The sequence below is a fragment of the Streptomyces sp. NPDC047982 genome, assembly GCF_043204165.1.
Taxonomy (GTDB): domain Bacteria; phylum Actinomycetota; class Actinomycetes; order Streptomycetales; family Streptomycetaceae; genus Streptomyces.
In genome coordinates this window covers 1-16,599 of sequence record NZ_JBIDBS010000012.1, presented here as the reverse complement: position 1 = coordinate 16,599, position 16,599 = coordinate 1, and the positions used below count along the sequence as shown (strand labels likewise).

The window sequence follows — 16,599 nt, the reverse complement described above, 5'->3', positions numbered from 1 at the left end:
GACTCGCGACGCCCGGCACACCTTTCCGGTCACAGCACCAGCAGCGGCGCCAGCCGGCGCATGCCTTCCGCGATCTGCGGGGTGGAGGCGGCGCTGAAGGAGAGCCGGATGCAGGGGGCCGGGGGTTCGTCGACGTAGAAGTGGCTGCCGTCGCCGATGAGGACGCCCGCGCGGAGAGCCGCCGCGGTCAGGGCGGTGGTGTCGGTTCCCTCGGGGAGCCTGGCCCAGAAGTGGATTCCGCCGTGCGGCGTGTGCGCGACGCGGACGCCGGGCAGCGAGGCGTGCGCCTCAGCGACCATGGTGTCGCGCCGTTCGGCGAGGTGGTTGCGGAGCCGCTTGAGGTGTCGCGGCCAGGCGTTGGAGGTCAGGAGGTTGAGCGCGATCTCCTGGGTGAGCGGCGGGACGCACATGTCGTCGGCGATCCGGGCGGTGCGCAGGCGTTCTCCGGCGGGCCCCCGCGCGATGATCGCGCCCACACGCAGCCCCGGGGCGACCGGCTTGGTGAGCGTAGCGATCGATACGACGTGCCCGTCGGGATCCTGGGTGAACAAGGGGCTGGGCGGGGTGCCGTCGATGGACAGATGCCGCGCCCAGTCGTCCTCGATGACGAAGGCGCCGTACCGTGCGGCGAGGCGGAGGACCTCCTCACGGCGTCCGGACTCCAGAACGGCACCTGTGGGATTGGCGTAGCAGGGCTGGAGGTAGATCAGGGTCGCCCGGGTCCGCTCCAGCGCGTCGGCGAGCCTGTCGGGCCGGACGCCGTCGGCATCGGCGGGGACCGCGGCGAGGTCGAGGCCGGCCGCCTGAGCGGCGATGATCGCCCCCGGGTAGCTGGGGCTTTCGGTGATCACGGTCGTACCGGGTTCGGTCAGGGTGCGCATCGCGAAGACGAGCGCCTGCTGCCCGCCGGGCACGATCAGGACATCGGCCGGATCGGCGTGGAACTCGGACGCGAACACACGCCGCAGGTCCGCCAGTCCGGTCGCGGGCGCCATCGACCAGGCGCGCGGGCTCCGCGCGGCCCGGGCGCCGAGGGTGCGCAGCTCGTCCAGGGGCTGGAGCTCGGGAGCGAGGTAGCCCCAGGACAGTTGGATGTCGTCGGCGCCCGCGTACGCGCCGAGGCGCGCCGCCCGGCGGGCGTCGACCCGGGCACGCCCGAGTGTCGCGGACTGCCAGGAATAGTCCGGTTCGGGCAGCCGGTCCCGACCCGCGACGAAGGTTCCCCGCCCCGGCTCGGCCCGCACCGACCCGAGCGCCGAGAGCGACGCGATGGCCTGGGAGATCGTCGCCGGGCTCGCCCCGAACTCCTTGGACAGCTCCCGGACCGGCGGCAGCTTCTGCCCCACCCGCATCCCCGCGATGCGGTCCCGCAGAATTCCCGCGATCACAGACGCCCTGTTATCGTTTTGCATGGGAATAGTGGATAACGTTACTCAATTTCTGTCAACAGCGTTTCCCCAGGGTGCCGACGGGGAGGCCGCAGCATGACGGCACGTCGTTCAGTCCTGCGGGACCTGTCGGCCTCGGCGCTGGTCGCCGGGGTCATCTCGGCGCTGGTGAACTACTCGGGACCGTTTCTGATCGTGCTGGAGGCCACGCGGGCGGCGGGCCTCGACAAGGCGCAGACGGCGTCGTGGGTGTGGGCGGTGTCCATCGGCAACGGCGTGTGCAGCATCGCGCTGAGCCTGTTCACCCGAATGCCCGTCATCGTGGCCTGGTCCACGCCGGGCGCCGCGCTGCTGATCGCGTCGCTCGGCGGATTCGGCTTCTCCGACGCGGTCGGCGCGTTCCTGGTGGCGAGCGTCGCCGCGGCGGTGTTCGGGTACACCGGCTGGTTCGGATGGCTGCTGGACCGGGTGCCCGCGCCGGTGCTCCAGGCATTGCTGGCCGGCATCCTGCTGCCGTTCGTCACCACCGCCGCAGGCGCGTTCAAGGCGGCCCCGGTGCTGGTCGGCAGCGTGGTGCTGACCTACTTCGTCGGCAAGCGTCTGTTCGACCGGTACGCAGTGCTCGCGGCCCTGATCGTGGGAATCCTGGTGGCCGCGGCGACCGGCTCGTTCAAGGCCATGACATCCGGGCTGTCGATCACCGGCCCGGTGTTCACCATGCCGACGTTCGATCTCGCCGCACTGGTGAGCATCGGTCTGCCCCTGTTCATCGTGACGATGGCCTCCCAGAACGCCCCCGGGCTGGCGCTGCTGCGCTCGGAGGGTTACCGGCCCGACGACCGTCTGCTGGTCGGGTCGATCTCCACGGTCTCCGCGCTGCTGGCGCCGTTCGGCAACCACTCCATCAACATCGCCGCGATCACCGCCGCGATCGCGACCGGACCCGAGTCGCACCCGGACAGGAACCGCCGCTACGTCGCGGGGCTGTCCGCCGGGGCCGCCTACCTGCTGGTCGGCGTCTTCGGCGGGTTCCTCGTCGACGGATTCCAGTCGATCCCGTCCGAGACGATCACCGCACTGGCCGCGGTCGCCCTGCTCGCCTCGACCCTGACCGCACTGAAGGGCGCGATGAGCGGCGACGCCCGTACCGGGACCGCCGCGCTGACCACCCTCGCGGTCACCATGTCCGGCGTCGTCCTCATCGGCGTCGGCAGCGCCTTCTGGGGGCTGCTCGCCGGAAGCGTCGTCCACCTCCTCCTCAACGCCCGCACACCACGACGGCCCCGGCCCGCCTCGGCGCGAACCGAGGCGGACGCAGCACCCGCCCCCGACGCCGCGCCGGAACCGGCGAACCGCTGAATCCGCACGGCGACCGCCCCCGCGAGGGCGGTCGCCGGTCCGGCGGCGGGGCGTACGGACGACGTGCCCGCTGTCACCCGACGCCGGGCGTGACCCCCACTGCGGATCCACGGTCGAGGGCGACCGGTCGCACTCCGGCAGCCCCCACCCGGCGGGCACGGGCAGCTCGCACCACACCGTCTTGCCGCGCACCCCCTGCTCCACAACCCACCGCGACGCCAACGCGCCGACGAGCGCCAGCCCCCGCCCCGACTCGTCGTCGACGTCCGCGGCCCGGGGCGCCGGCCACGTTCGCGGCTCGGGATCGCCGACCTCCACACGGACATGGCCGGAGTCCGTAGCGGCGACGCGCAGCGTGATCGGCGTGCTTCCAGCGTCACCGATGGCGCGGGCCGGGACGACGGTGGGGCCGGCCTGCGCCCAGGCCGGGTGGTTCAGGCATCAGCGGGAGACGAACGTCCGTGGGAATGCCGCCAGAAGTGCAACTACGAACACGGCGACCGCCGCCAACCACGCTGCCGGTGGCTGCCGCCGCCGCGGCTTCATTGACCAAACGGCGCGTGAGCAGCGCGAGGGCCAGAAGGACTGTGATGGTGCGGGCGACGGAGGAAGTGCTCAATAGCGCACCGTAGTTGACGGTGAAGCAGTAGTCGCCCCTCGGTGGTCGGACCAGTCACCCGACGAGGCCCTGCGGTTCGCCCGGCGGGCACTCGACACCGATACGGCTGACCAGCACCCCCGGCAGGACACCGACGACCGGTAACCGCAGAACGCAGACAGCCGCCAGCGGTCCGCCCCCAGCACCAGCAGGTACTGGGGGCGGACGACTGGCGGCTGTCAGCGCGCGGATGGCGCTGTCGCTGCCGGAGCGGAGGGCGGTATCAGCTACGGGGGTCCACCAAGATCTTGACGGCCGTCTCGTTGTGGTGGATCAGGGTCTCGAAGCCTTCGCTGACGAGACCATCCAGCCCGATGGTCTTGGTGATGAACGGCGCCAGGTCGATGCGTCCCTCCTGCACCAGCTTGATGGTCTGCGGGTGGGAGTTGACGTAGGCGATCGTGCCGCGCAGGTCGACCTCCTTGAGGACGAGCTTCTGCATGTCGATCGACGCGGGCTTGCCCCAGATCGAGATGACGGTGATGACACCGCCCGGCTTGACGGCGTCGAACAGCGTGTCCAGGACGACGTTGACGGACGTGGCCTCGAACGCGACGTCCGCGCCCTTGCCACCGGTGAGGCGCCGGACCTCCTCGGCGACATCGGTGGCGGCGGGGTCGATGACGTGGTCGGCGACCTTGGCGTCCAGCGCCTTCTGCCGACGCAGCGAGCTGAGCTCCGAAACCGCGACCTCTACGCCCATCGCCTTGAGCACCGCGCAGGTGAGCAGCCCGATGGGGCCGGCGCCGCCGACGAGGGCGAAGTCGCCCGCCTTCGCGCCCGAGCGCTCGAACGCGTGGTACGCCACCGACAGCGGCTCGATGAGGGCCGCCTGGTCCAGCGGGACGTCTCCGACCGGGTGGACCCACCGGCGCTCGACGACGATCTTCTCCGCGAGCCCGCCGCCGCGACCGCCGAGCCCGATGAAGTTCATGTCGGGCGAGACGTGGTAGGTCGGGTTGTTCTCGCTGGTGTCGACGTCGGGGCGCAGGATGTAGGGCTCGACGACGACGCTGTCGCCCGGCTTCAGGTCCTCGACACCCTCGCCCACCGCGTACACGACGCCGGACATCTCGTGGCCGAGCGTGATGGGGGCGGACTCGCCGGAGACCGGGTGCGGGTGGCCGGCCGGCGGGACGAAGATGGGCCCGTCGAGGTACTCGTGCAGGTCGGTGCCGCAGATCCCGCAGTACGCGACGTCGATGCCGACCGTGCCCGGCTGGACAGTGGGCTCCGGGATGTCCTCGATACGGATGTCACCGCGGTCGTAATAGCGTGCAGCCTTCACTTTGAACTGACTCCTTCGTCCGTTTCCCGCTCACACCTCGTGTCGCTCTTACCGTGGAGTGAGGTGTGTGCCTCGCGCGGCGCATTCACGTTAACGATTAAACAATACGGCGCATTGCGGGCAGACGCCGCGTAGTCCTCATAAGCCCGGAAGTACCTCGCGGCGCACCCGGTGCCGACGTACGCCTCGACCCGCCGAACGGCGCCTCGGCCCCCGCGAAGCCGTGCCTGCGCGGCATCCGCGTATCGAGTCCGGCGAGGCCGCCCGCCCCGCCGCGGCGCCGTACAACCTCCGGGCCGGTGCCACAAGCGCACCGGTCCCGGCTCATACGCGTGGCGTTCGAGCAAAGAGGGATGTGGGGACCACCTCCCCGACCCGACCTGAGCGACCCTGGGGCGAAGCCGTACCGGGTTTCCGCTGTGTCCGATCCCGCGGCCCGCACTGCCACTGCGATAGCGTGGGGTCCCGTGATCGTATGGCTCAACGGCACCCACGGCGCAGGCAAGACGACGACCAGTGCACTCGTACAGCAACTGATCCCGGGTTCACGGGTGTTCGACGCCGAGAAGGTCGGCGAGACACTCATGGACATCACGCCGGGGCTGCCTTGGACGGGCAACTTCCAGGACTGGCCGCCGTGGCGGCCGCTCGTGGTCGAGACCGCCCGCCACGTACTCGACTACACCGGCGGCACTCTGGTGACCCCCATGACTGTCCTGGTCGAGCAGTACTGGCGCGAGATCAGCACGGGCCTCGCCCAACACGCCATTCCCGTACGGCACTTCGTCCTCCACGCCGACCAGGACACCCTCCGCGGGCGCATCGAGGGGGACACCCTGATGGGCCCCTCCCCATTCCGTCTTCAATACCTTGAGCCCTACGCCGAGGCGGCCCGCACGTGGCTGCACGGCGAGGCCGAGGTCGTCGACACCACGCACATCACGCCCGCCCAGGCCGCCCTGCAGATCGCAGAGGCCGTCAAGGGTTGAGGTCCACCCACCACGCGAAAACAGGCGCAGGTGGTTGGGGATGGGTTCGGCCGAGATCGCCGACGCGCTCCAGGTCTTCGGGCCCCAGGAACGGGTGGGTGGCCCCGCCACGACCATCCCGTCACGTGGGCCCGCGACGCTCGCGGCCCGCGCCACGCCAGGTCGCCTCGCGCGCCAGGTCGCCTCGCGCGCCGGGTCGCGTACGTGTGCCGGGTCGCGTACGTGTGCGGTGGTCAGGCGCTGCTGAGGGCGGGCGGCTCCGCGTGGTCCGGCGTCCGTAGCGCGGCGCGTACCAGGGCACGGCCTCTGGCTGCTGTACGGGAACGGGTCGCGGTGTCGTTATCGGGGCGGGGGCCGCCGGGCCCGTCGGCCGAGGCCGCGCAGTCACGGCAGAGACCGTTGTCGGGGATCGGGCGGCGGCAGTCGTCGCACTCGGCCCAGCGGGGCAGGCCGGAGCCGGGCCGGGGCTCGGGCATCGCGTGCGCGGGGATCGAGGGCTCGGGCGGCGGGGGAAGTTTCCGGGTCAGACGGTTGCGCAGGAGTGCCGAGGCGGAGTGGATACGGGCGGGCAGCCCGCCCAACAGGGCTCCGGCGAGGTCGCGTTGGCCGTATCCGCGGTCCAGCCAGGCGGAGACCAGCGGCGCCAGGGCGAGCGCCTCCACCGCGCCGAGCCGCAGGCGCGGTTCCGGACTGATCACCCGCAACAGCGTGTCGACGGCCGCGCCGTGGGTCTCGGCGGACGACGGAGCGACGAGGCCCCGATCGGGCCCGGGCCCGGCATCTGCTCCAGCCCGCGCCACAGCCCCGCGCCCGGCAGCTGCTCCAGCCCCGAATACCTCCCCGGCCGTGAGTACGTCCCCGGCCGCGCATACGTCCCTGCCCCCCGACGGCTCCGACGCCTCCGACGCCTCCGACGGCCCCGACGGCCCCGACGGCCCCGACGGCGTGGACGTTTTCGAGGGCTCCCCCGTACCCGTCGTGGGCACGGGGGCCGCGTCGCCCGTACCCGCTCGCCGACGCCGACCGGGGAGGGAGGGTTCTTTCCTTCGGTTCTTTACGGGGTTGGAACCCGCGCCACCGGAGGGCGGCTCGCCGGAACCCGGACGGTTGATACCCGGCACGACCTGGCGGTTGATACACGAACCCGAACCCGGGACGGGCTGCTGCGGGGTGTCGTAGACATGGGCCTCGCTGACAAAAGTCCCGTCCTCGCGACGGACTTTGTGGACCCGGTAGTACCCGAAGGCCGTCAGCTCCCGCAGCGCCTTCGCCACCGCCAACCGACCCTGCGGACTCGAATCTGCCATCCGACGGCCGTCCTCGGACCAGCCGTCCGGACGGGAAAGAAGATCGCCCAGAAGACCACGAGCGGTGTACGACAACCGCCGGTCCTGCGACAACGTGTTGGGCAGAACAGTGAAATCGCACGTATGACGGCTACGATGAATCTGCATGAGGAGTGTGTTCTCCTTGTGCCAGGCCCCGGGGCGTTGGCGCGCTGCCGGGGTCACCTTATTGAATTTGAGGTCACAGAACGTATCACGCTCGACACGTTTGGTTTCCCGGTCCGGCCAAGCGGCCCACGCCCGGCCGCCGCACCGACGAGCGAGCCGCACACCATCCATCTTTCGTTGCGTACTGTGACGAACCCCTCACGCGCCGCCGCGTCGGCCTCTACCGCGAAGGCGTTCCCCGCTCCACACCGCACGGCGCGAATGGTGATCAACAGTGGCTACGCGCAAGGAGATCGGCGGCTCCGAAGGCGTCCAATGAGGCGCGTGCCGACCGTTGAGGCGCATGCCGACCGCGATCAGGCCCATCGGCCTTCGTCCTGGAGAGCACTCCGAAGAACGCCACGCACTGGTCGACACCACGCACTGGTCGACTCGGGAAATGGCGCCCTCGCCCGCTTCAGCGAGCGGCGTTGTCAGACCGGTCGCCTAGTGTGCCTGGTCACCGAGGGCAATCCCTTGGCCCGAGTTTGCTGACCAGCCGTAGGACGTGAACCAACGTGCACTTTGAAGCCGTCAGTGCCGACTTCTCCGTTGACCCGCCGCAGCTCTCCAAAGGGGAGGTCAGGCACCACTTGTCCCAGTTCGCCCAGAACCGCTTAGCGGTGGCCGCGGGGGGAAGTGTGACGCTTGACTTCGAGGTCGCGGATCCGCAGGACATTCCGGCAGGGAGGTTGACCCTCAGCGCGTGCGTCTCCCGGTTCGACTCCTCTGCGGGGCACGCTCCCATCGACGTAGTGCTCCAGGGCGAGACACTTGTCTCGGACTTCACGGTGCCTTTCGGCAATGAGACACCGCATGACAGTGCCGTCGTCATTCCCGGGCGCCTGCTGAAGAAGGGCACCAACACGCTGGAGATACGCGTGTCTCCCCAGGCGCGCAGCGTGTTCTGGCTCTACCGGCTCACTCTCGACTCCGTGCCCGAGCAGGTACGTCCCGAGCATGCCCGGAGCGAGGGGGCGGACACCACGGAGGCGGCGCCGGTCTTCGCCTTCGATACGGAACGCCGCTCCGTCCCCTTCTCCCCCTCCGCGCCCTGGCAGCGAGCCCCGCGCCTGCTGTTCCACATCGACCGTGACGAAAAAACACTGCCCTCGCAGCTCAGTTGGCGGCGGATGGACGGTGCCGAGTCGTCCATCAGCTTCCAGGCCGACATGTCCGAATTCCACGGCTGTCACCGCGCCGCCGACGGGGCGGTGTACGAGTTCCGGGGGCGTCTGGCCGGCCGGTGGCCCTTCCCGGAGGGCCTGGAGAACACTTCAGCGTCCGCTCTCCACCGCTTCTCGACGGAGGAAGAAGGGGACGGTGCCTGGCACGGCTCCCCCGAACTGCGGTTGCTGGTGGACGACGGCGGAGCACACGTGGAACGGGTCTCCTGGCGTGACCAGCGGGGTGACTCCGGCACCATCATGCTGCATGCCGTGCCGGACAAGGCCGAGGTGATCGGCGTCAAGGCGAACAGCGAGTTCGTCGCCGCAGGCGAGACCGCGGACAAGGTTCTGGACGACTCGTTGCAGACCAAGTGGCTGACGGGCGGCACCTGCGGCTACCTCATCTTCACGTTCGCCCGCCCGACCGCCATCACCTCCTACTCCCTGACATCAGCGAACGACTTCATCGACCGCGACCCGCGCGACTGGACGCTTCACGGTTCCGACGACGGCCACACCTGGACCCCGCTGGACACACGTACCAACGAGACATTTCCCAGGCGTCACGAAACAAGAGAGTTTCATCTCCCCGCCAAGACCCCGGCCTACCTCAAATACTGCCTCTACATCACCCAGAATTCCGGTGCGGGCGAGACGCAGCTCGGTCGGGTCCGCTTCGACGAAGGCACCGGAAGAGCCTTCACGGGCTACTACCAGCGCGTCGACGAGGGGCCTGTCGGCTATCGCAGCATTCCGGCCGCCACCGTGCCGACCGCACCCACACCAGTAGCCCCACCGTCTGGCAGCGTGTCGTACACCAGTGTCTTCCGGTCCTTCGCCCGGCAACACGGGGTTTCCGACGACGCCATCACCCGCATCCTGTGGCATGTTCAGCCGGCCGTGCACCTGCGTCTCGAGGATCCGCACAGAGTCGGGCCCGAGGACCACGTGGTCGGTTACGTCGGAGGGCTGCCGGAGATGCCCCTCGACGCCCCGTGGGAGCTGGGGAACTACTTCGTCGCCTCCCTCGATCTCGCGGCGATACCGAAGCAGCACCTCGACGACGGCATCCCCCGGGAAGGCCATCTCCTGCTGTTCGCCGATACGGACTACCACGCTTCGGACGGCGGCATTGCCCCGGTGATCCACGTACCACCGGGGACCGAGATGGCCGTGCGCCCTGCTCCGGCGGAGCGATACGACGATGACGAGGAAGAAGATGTACAGGAGGTACTCGAACGGCAGGTGCTGATTCTCCAGTGCGCCTCGGCGTGGGATTTCCTCGACTGGGTCCCGGATCCCGGCGACGAATGGGACGACGACACCGATGGCGACGAGAAGGAGTGGTACGCACAGCTCCTGTCGGCCGTTGAGGAGTACACCGCCCGGGTCGGGCACCCGCCGGTCATAGAACGAACGACCGGGAAGCTGCGCGGCGTGGAACTGAATCCTCCCTACACGCGGGCCAACTACGGCAGTGACTTTCTGAGGAAGAGGGAAGAAGCCGTCATCATGCTCCGGAACGATCCGGAGAGGTTCGACGAGCTGTACAGCAGGGCCCTTGAAGAGGCTGGTGGGGGCGACGAAGGGGGGCCGTGGCTGAACCTCGTCGAGTTCGGCGAGGACTCGGTCTTTCACCACGGTGACGGCGAACTGGGCTGGGTCATCCGCCGCGGGGACCTGCTCGCCGGGCGCTTCGACCGCGTCCTGCATTCCTACAACTGCTGACGCCCCAGCCGACAAGCCCGCCCCTCCCCGCAAGCCCGCTCCGGCCGGCACGGCGGTGGTGGGCTTCTCCAGAACGCTTCGTGACGGCACCGCGGTCAGTGAGCGTTTTCCCTCCTCGGCCCGAGCCGGCCGGCCGCGCGCTGTGCTGCGCTCGGGGCGGGCGCAGCGGCAGGGGGCTCCTGGGTACCGCCCACGCTCTTTCTGCGGGACCAGGCGTGTTATAACGACCGTTCGATGATCTTGGGAGGGCTCCAGATGGCGAGCACCTCCGTACCAGAGGGGCGCGGATGAAGTCTGTGAGCAAGGCCGTCGTCACCGTGGTGGCGGCCGGGATGCTGGCAGCATGCGGTGGGGGCGGCGCAGGCGGCGGTGACAGTGCGGGGAAGAACAACTCGTCGCCAAGCGCGGAGAAGTCCCCGACCCCGTCGGTGAAAGCACCGAAGGGTTTCGACACGTCCAAGGGTTGGCAGCAGACCGTCAGTTGGCCGGACGACCAGGGCACCACCCTGCCGGTGGGAGCCGCGCCCGAGGCGGGCGTCGTCGCCTTCCTCCAGAAGAGGGGCGCGGACTACGTCGTCGAGGCCCGCGACGCCGTCACCGGCGCACCCCGCTGGAGCGGTAAGGCGTGGCAGCCGCCGGCTCCGGGCAAGAACGTGGCCGCAGACGCCTCGCACCTCCCGCAGCTCCTCGTCGTCAACCATGACGACCGTGAGTACATCGCCGTCTGGGCGCACGCCCCCAGCTTCACGGAAGGAGAAGGCACGTTCTCCCTGCTTCTCTACCCGGCCGACTCCTCCGGGAAGGAGATCTCTCCCGCCCGCACCTTCTCCGTACCGATGGATGCCGACGGCAAGCCGACGGTCGTCGACGACATGAAGGGGATCGCGGTCCGCTGGGAGGAAAGCAACAACACACCGCACACGACGTCGATCGACCTGTCCACGGCCCGCGTCACAACGTACGACGAGGTGGAACTGCCGTGCGGTGAGGACGTGCTGGGGCCCTGCAGGGGAGAGGTGGAAGCACTCTCCTCGGACGGTCCGGTCGTGCAACTGGGGGCCTTCGGGGGCTTCGGCGTCCCCGGCGTCTGGCACGCCGGCGACGCGGTTCCGCCGGGCGGCGAGATACATAACAGCAAGTACAAAAGCGGGCGAGTGATGGACGTCCTCGGCGGGCAGGTCCTGTTGACCAGCTGGTTCCTTGAGGATGGTCTGGGAAACGAGTCCGTGAAGGCCGTGCACGACCTGAAGTCCGGGAAGCTGGTGGCGTCCACGCCGTGCAAATCGGACTCGGAACGTAGTTACTCTCCCGCCCTGTCGCCCGACGGTCGCTACGCCGTGTGGGACACCGTTGCCGTGGACCTCGAAAAGGGCAAGGCGTACTGCTTCGCCGAGGGCGTCGAGGACGAGGAGTTCGTCCACCTGGTGTCCGTGGCCGACGGCATCGCGTACGGCTACACCGGGCCATCCGGGGATTTTGAAAGAGTGCGGGTCAGCGTCACGCTCGACACCGGCAAGGTCGAGAAACTGCCCCAGGGCACCGAGGTCCCGTCCCTGTTGCTGCCGAAGGCCGGAGGGTTCTCGCTGCAGCTCGCGGACGACAATGTGGCGGGGCGGCAGTTCATCTTCCACCCACGCCGCTGACCGCACCACGCGCGGCGCGGGGCGCCTCCCGAACCCACCGAGCCGCGCACCAGTCCGCACCAGTCCACGGCCGGGCTTCGTCCGCCCGGCCGTTTCCCCCTTTCGGCAGGAGCAACGAAGTGCAGCAGCTCACGTACGACGACATCAAGGCCGCCACCGACCGGATCACCGGACACGTCCGCCCGGTCGCCGTGACCCCCGTCGACCCGGGAACGGTCCGTACGGCGTACCTCGCCTCCCCCGACGACCGGTCCGAGGCCCGCTTCGGCGAGGTCTGGTTCGCGCTGGAGTTCCTGCAGCACACCGGCTCCTTCAAGGCGCGCGGCGCACAGAACTTCATCCAGGCCCACCGCGAGGCCAAAACCTTGCCGGACGCGGGCGTGGCCATCGCCTCCGGAGGCAACGCGGGACTCGCCTGCGCATGGGCCGCCCGCCAACAGGGCGTGCGGGCCACGGTGTTCCTGCCGACCGTCGCCCCCGCGGTGAAGGTCGCCAAGCTCCGCGAACTCGGCGCGGACGTAAGGATCGTGGGTGCGGAGTACGCCGAAGCCCTGGAGGCATGCGTCGAGTTCGCCGACTCGACCGGCGCGCTCACGTCGCACGCGTACGACCACCCGCTGATCGCCGCCGGGGCCGGGACCCTGATGGAGGAGATCCGCACCCGGATCCCGGGCCTGGACACCGTGGTGGTCTCGGTCGGCGGCGGCGGGCTGTTCGCCGGTGTCGCCACCGCCGCCCGGCACCACGGAGTCCGTACGGTCGCCGTCGAACCGGAGAACTGCCGGGCGCTGAACGCCGCCGTCGAGGCCGGCCACCCCGTCGACGTACCCGTCGAGTCCGTCGCCATCGACTCCCTCGGCGCCCGCCGCGCCACCGGGCTCGCCCTGCACGCCGCCCGCCGGGACGGGGTGCACTCCGTCCTCGTCCCGGACAGCGAGATCGTCCGCACCCGCCAGGCGCTGTGGGACCACCACCGCGTCGCCGTCGAACACGCCGCCTCCACCGCGCTGGCGGCCCTCACCGCCCCGGCCCCGTACGGCTACCGCCCGAGCGACGGCGAGAAGATCGCCGTCGTCCTGTGCGGCGCGAACACCGACCTGAGCGACCTGGCGCACCCGACAAGCGACTGACTTGCCCGCTCGAGGCCGGATGGGCCCAGGCCGGGAGGGGCGGCTCTTCAGGCCCGGTCCGAGGGCATGGGCCGTGCCCAGAGGCTGGCCCTGACGCCCCACCCGCTGGCTCGCTGGAGGACCTGGACACCTTCGGCGAGCCGACCGGCCAAGGCTCCCGCGGAAAAGCTTCCGAACGTCAGCTCTTCGACGTCATGCGGCATAAATGCTACGCAGCGATGGCCAAGCGCCGCTGAATGGTGGGCACTTCCTCCTCGATGTCCTCCGAGCCCTCAAGAGCGAACGCGGCCTGCGGGTTCTCCTGAACCAGATCGAGCCAGTCGCCGACCGTGGCGCCCTGGGGCACTGTCACGATCTTTGTCGGCCTCAGCGGGGCACGGGTCGAAAGCACGAAGGCCATGAACTGATCGGTCGCGGTGATGAGGACGACGTCGTGCCCCACGTGTGCGACACGCTCCATCACGCCGCGGGCGGGTTCGGCCGCATCTGCGACCACCAGGACATGAGCACCCTGCTCATCTCTGGTGTGGTCAAGGCCCCCGAGGAAGTTCATCAACCCCAGGGTGTGCTTGTCCCGGAGTTCATTGATCACCTTGTCACGGCCGGCCTGGAAGCCAAGCGTCTCAGCGGCCGTGAAACTGAGGCTGACTGCGACCGTATTGGCGAGCGCCACATCGATCTCAGCCATCTCGGTACGAGTGGGATAGGCAACCCCGTCATCCAGACCGTGAGCGGCAAGCCACTGATTGACCTCGCTCCACAGCCAGACTCGCGACCTGCCCACCGTTCCCTCAGCGAGAGGAAAGGGCCCCCCCTGCGCTTTACGGTCGCCGGCGATCCACTGGCTGACGTTCTGCCGCGAGCGCCCGGTCCGCTCAGCGATCTCATGCACACCGACCAGATCACGATCAAGTCGGCACACTCTCAGTTGCGGCACAGCGGCCCGAGCGGCCGAAGCGGCGGTCAGGGCCGCCTCGATGGCCGAGTCACCGGACCCGGTGACGCTCAGCAGGTCGACGCCACCAGCCCGGGCCAACAGGGCGTCGCAGTCATCGAGCAGGGTGTCAACGGCAGCTTGGTCATCCACGTCCACGCCTGAGACGACAAAGGTGAAGTCGTAGTCCATGTTGGCCCCCTAGTCCCTCATGAGGGTGGCAGACCTGTTGACATTCGTCAACAGGTAAATCGGGGCAAATCTGGACAAACATTCCTATGATTAGCCACGCGGCCGCCCCGCGAGGCTGCGGTGCGGCGCGTCCAGCGGGAGGGGGCACCGTGCCGCCAACCGGTCGACCCTCCGCGCGTGCGCCCCCACATTTTGAGGGGATCCAGCGATCGGGATGGTGGTACACGCCGCTTCACACGGACAGTACAGCTTGCCCCAGTGCCCTTCCTTGCAGAGCTTCCAGCCCTGGCCCACCCACTTCTCCAGGACTCGCCGGACTTCCTTCTTGGGGTGGTCCGAGGGCTTCAGATCGCGACCTACCATCCCGGCCCCCAACCCCACTCGCGGGCGGCGACCTCACGCTCCCCATCGCCGCTTCGGAGTCGCGGATCCACAGCCCGCACGCGAGCGAAACGGGGGCGAACATGTAACACGAGAGATCGCGCTCCTCCGGTGCCGACTGCGCGAGGATCAGCACTCCCCCGCGAACAAGATCACCTACATCGGAGCAGTAACACTCCGCCACTAGTACGATACTCCAGATGGCGGACATCCCATCAGATACACGGAGATCGGCGTTCGCAGGCGCTCCCCCAACTCGCCCCGTCGACCGTGCCGTTGCCCGCGCCAGAAACAGACAGCGTCACGAAGCGACGCACATGGCCCGGCCCTGGCGCCGAAACCGCCCGCTCAGGATGTCGGCGCCTGCGTCGGCGCAGGCGTCAGCAGGCGGTCGAGGGCACGGCGGGTGCGTTCGGGGGCCTGGGGGTCCCGTTCCAGTTGGATCGCGTGGTTGAGGCCCATGTAGAGGCCGATCAGCTCGAAGGCGATCTGACGGGGGTCGGTGCCCGCGGGCACCTCACCCGCCCGGACCGCCAGGCGCAGGTCCACCACGAGCCGGCGCCGCCAGATGCGGAAGAGTCGCTCCACCACGTCCCGTACCCGCCCGTCGGCGCGGCCGTCGAACTCGACCACCGCGGTGGTGAACAGGCAGCCGCCGGGGAACGCCTCCCGCTCGCGCTCCAGATAGCCGATCCACCGCTCGCAGACCGCCCGCAGCCGGGTCAGCCCGGGCCTGGCATCGGCGACCGGCTCCCACACCGACGCCAGGAAGATCACCGACGCCCGTTCCAGGGCGGCGAGTTGGAGCACCTCCTTGGTGCCGAAGTGGCCGAGCAGGCCGGACTTGCTCATCCCGAGGTCGGCGGCGAGACGCCCGATCGTGAGCCCCTCCAGGCCCTCGACCGAGGCGACCGCGACGCTGCGCTCGATGATCCGGTCCCGCGTCCTGCGGGCCTCGACGGCGGAATTGCGCGGGCTCATGAGCTCCAGGATATCGGGGGACCCCGTGCGCCGTATTTTAACTTCCGATCGGTCGTTCGTTATATTCGCGGCACCCTGATGCCCGAATCGAGGAGCTGCCATGCCAGGGACCCGTATCGCCGCACTCGGCCACCACCAGCCGGAACGCGTGCTGACCAATGACGACCTCGCCACGATGGTGGAGACCAGCGACGCTTGGATCCGGCAGCGCACCGGGATCGCCACCCGCCGCATCGCGGACGAGGAGTCCGTCACCGACCTGGCCGCCGCCGCGGCGGGCAGGGCGCTCGCCGCCTCCGGCCTCGCCCCGCAGGACATCGGCCTGGTCACCGTCGCCACCTGCTCGGCGATCGACCGCTGCCCCAGCATCGCCGCCCAGGTCGCCGGACGCCTCGGCATCCCGGCCGCCGTCGCCTACGACCTCAACAACGGCTGCGCCGGCTTCTGCACCGCCCTGGCCACCGCCGACCACGCGGTACGCGCCGGGGCCGCCCGGCACGCCCTGGTCGTCGGCGCCGAGAAGATGTCCGACGTGACCGACTGGACCGACCGCAGCACCTGCGTCCTGCTCGGCGACGGCGCCGGCGCGGCGGTGGTGAGCGCGGCCGAGGGCGACTGCATCGGCCCCGTCGTCTGGGGGTCGGACCCCACCCGACGCGACGCGGTCCGCCTCGTCGACGCCTGGCACCCGCACTTCGCCCAGGAGGGCCAGACGGTCTTCCGCTGGGCCACCACCGAACTCCCCGCACTCGCCGAGGAAGCCTGCCGCCGGGCCGGGGTGGCCCCCGCCGACCTCGGCGCGATCGTCACCCACCAGGCGAACCTGCGCATCATCGAGTCCGTCGTACGCCGGCTCGCCCTGCCCGAACGGGTCGTGGTCGCCCGCGACATCGTCGACTCCGGCAACACCTCGGCTGCCTCCATCCCCCTCGCCCTGGCCAAGCTCGTCGAACGCGGCGAGGTCGCCCCGGGCGCCCCCGTGCTGCTGTTCAGCTTCGGCGGCGGCCTGTCGTGGGCGGGGCAGGTGGTCCGCTTCCCGTGACCGGTAGGAAACTCCCGGTGCCGGGGAGCAGCTGGGCCTCTGTATCAGCCGCGCCCCTGCAACGGCCGGGCCTCTGTGACATCCGGGCCTCTTTGACGTGCTCCCTGGCCTAAAGTCCAGGGATTCCGACCTGGGTCGTCTGACCCTTTCGGGGGCTTCCTGCTTCACCGCGCTGTGCGGGCACGTGTGCCCGTCTTACCGGCGCTCCACAGGCGTTTAGCGTC

The 16,599-nt window shown here is 69.7% G+C and carries 11 protein-coding genes; 6 read left to right on the top strand and 5 right to left on the bottom strand.

Annotated features, from left to right (window positions below):
* Window positions 1-29 precede the first annotated feature (29 nt).
* The gene (locus tag ACGF2V_RS16640) at window positions 30-1,388 is read right to left on the bottom strand and encodes a PLP-dependent aminotransferase family protein (RefSeq protein ID WP_362706795.1); all 1,359 of its coding nucleotides are present in this window, start codon (window positions 1,386-1,388) and stop codon (window positions 30-32) included.
* 96 nt (window positions 1,389-1,484) lie between these two features.
* On the opposite strand from ACGF2V_RS16640, the gene ACGF2V_RS16635 reads away from it, so the two are divergent.
* Window positions 1,485-2,747, top strand: a complete 1,263-nt coding sequence (locus ACGF2V_RS16635; RefSeq protein WP_362706797.1) for a benzoate/H(+) symporter BenE family transporter — start codon at window positions 1,485-1,487, stop codon at window positions 2,745-2,747.
* 881 nt (window positions 2,748-3,628) lie between these two features.
* On the opposite strand, the gene ACGF2V_RS16630 is transcribed toward ACGF2V_RS16635, so the two are convergent.
* Complete coding sequence (locus ACGF2V_RS16630; protein WP_362706800.1) at window positions 3,629-4,693, bottom strand: 2,3-butanediol dehydrogenase; 1,065 nt, start codon at window positions 4,691-4,693, stop codon at window positions 3,629-3,631.
* A 467-nt stretch (window positions 4,694-5,160) separates the two neighbouring features.
* Here ACGF2V_RS16630 and ACGF2V_RS16625 point away from each other — a divergent pair, with 467 nt between their 5' ends.
* Window positions 5,161-5,682, top strand: coding sequence for an ATP-binding protein (locus ACGF2V_RS16625; RefSeq protein ID WP_362706803.1), 522 nt, complete (start codon window positions 5,161-5,163; stop codon window positions 5,680-5,682).
* 233 nt (window positions 5,683-5,915) lie between these two features.
* On the opposite strand, the gene ACGF2V_RS16620 is transcribed toward ACGF2V_RS16625, so the two are convergent.
* On the bottom strand, window positions 5,916-6,380 hold the full coding sequence (locus ACGF2V_RS16620) for a hypothetical protein (protein ID WP_362706805.1): 465 nt from the start codon (window positions 6,378-6,380) through the stop codon (window positions 5,916-5,918).
* A gap of 1,436 nt (window positions 6,381-7,816) precedes the next feature.
* On the opposite strand from ACGF2V_RS16620, the gene ACGF2V_RS16615 reads away from it, so the two are divergent.
* The 3 genes from ACGF2V_RS16615 (at window position 7,817) to ACGF2V_RS16605 (ending at window position 12,845) form a co-directional block, all read left to right on the top strand.
* Window positions 7,817-10,072, top strand: coding sequence for a discoidin domain-containing protein (locus ACGF2V_RS16615; protein ID WP_362706807.1), 2,256 nt, complete (start codon window positions 7,817-7,819; stop codon window positions 10,070-10,072).
* A 287-nt stretch (window positions 10,073-10,359) separates the two neighbouring features.
* Window positions 10,360-11,715, top strand: coding sequence for a hypothetical protein (locus ACGF2V_RS16610; protein ID WP_362618105.1), 1,356 nt, complete (start codon window positions 10,360-10,362; stop codon window positions 11,713-11,715).
* Between the two features lie 119 nt (window positions 11,716-11,834).
* Window positions 11,835-12,845 (top strand): threonine/serine dehydratase, encoded by a 1,011-nt coding sequence (locus ACGF2V_RS16605; RefSeq protein WP_362618103.1) that lies wholly within the window; start codon window positions 11,835-11,837, stop codon window positions 12,843-12,845.
* A 208-nt stretch (window positions 12,846-13,053) separates the two neighbouring features.
* On the opposite strand, the gene ACGF2V_RS16600 is transcribed toward ACGF2V_RS16605, so the two are convergent.
* Both ACGF2V_RS16600 and ACGF2V_RS16595 read right to left on the bottom strand, forming a co-directional pair.
* A complete protein-coding gene (locus ACGF2V_RS16600; RefSeq protein ID WP_362618100.1) occupies window positions 13,054-13,971 on the bottom strand; it encodes a hypothetical protein in 918 nt (305 codons plus the stop codon).
* Between the two features lie 729 nt (window positions 13,972-14,700).
* Window positions 14,701-15,333 carry a TetR/AcrR family transcriptional regulator gene (locus tag ACGF2V_RS16595; protein WP_362618097.1) on the bottom strand — a complete coding sequence of 211 codons (633 nt, stop codon included), beginning with the start codon at window positions 15,331-15,333 and terminating at the stop codon, window positions 14,701-14,703.
* Window positions 15,334-15,433: 100 nt separating this feature from the next.
* On the opposite strand from ACGF2V_RS16595, the gene ACGF2V_RS16590 reads away from it, so the two are divergent.
* Window positions 15,434-16,375 carry a beta-ketoacyl-ACP synthase III gene (locus tag ACGF2V_RS16590; protein ID WP_362706810.1) on the top strand — a complete coding sequence of 314 codons (942 nt, stop codon included), beginning with the start codon at window positions 15,434-15,436 and terminating at the stop codon, window positions 16,373-16,375.
* Window positions 16,376-16,599 lie beyond the last annotated feature (224 nt).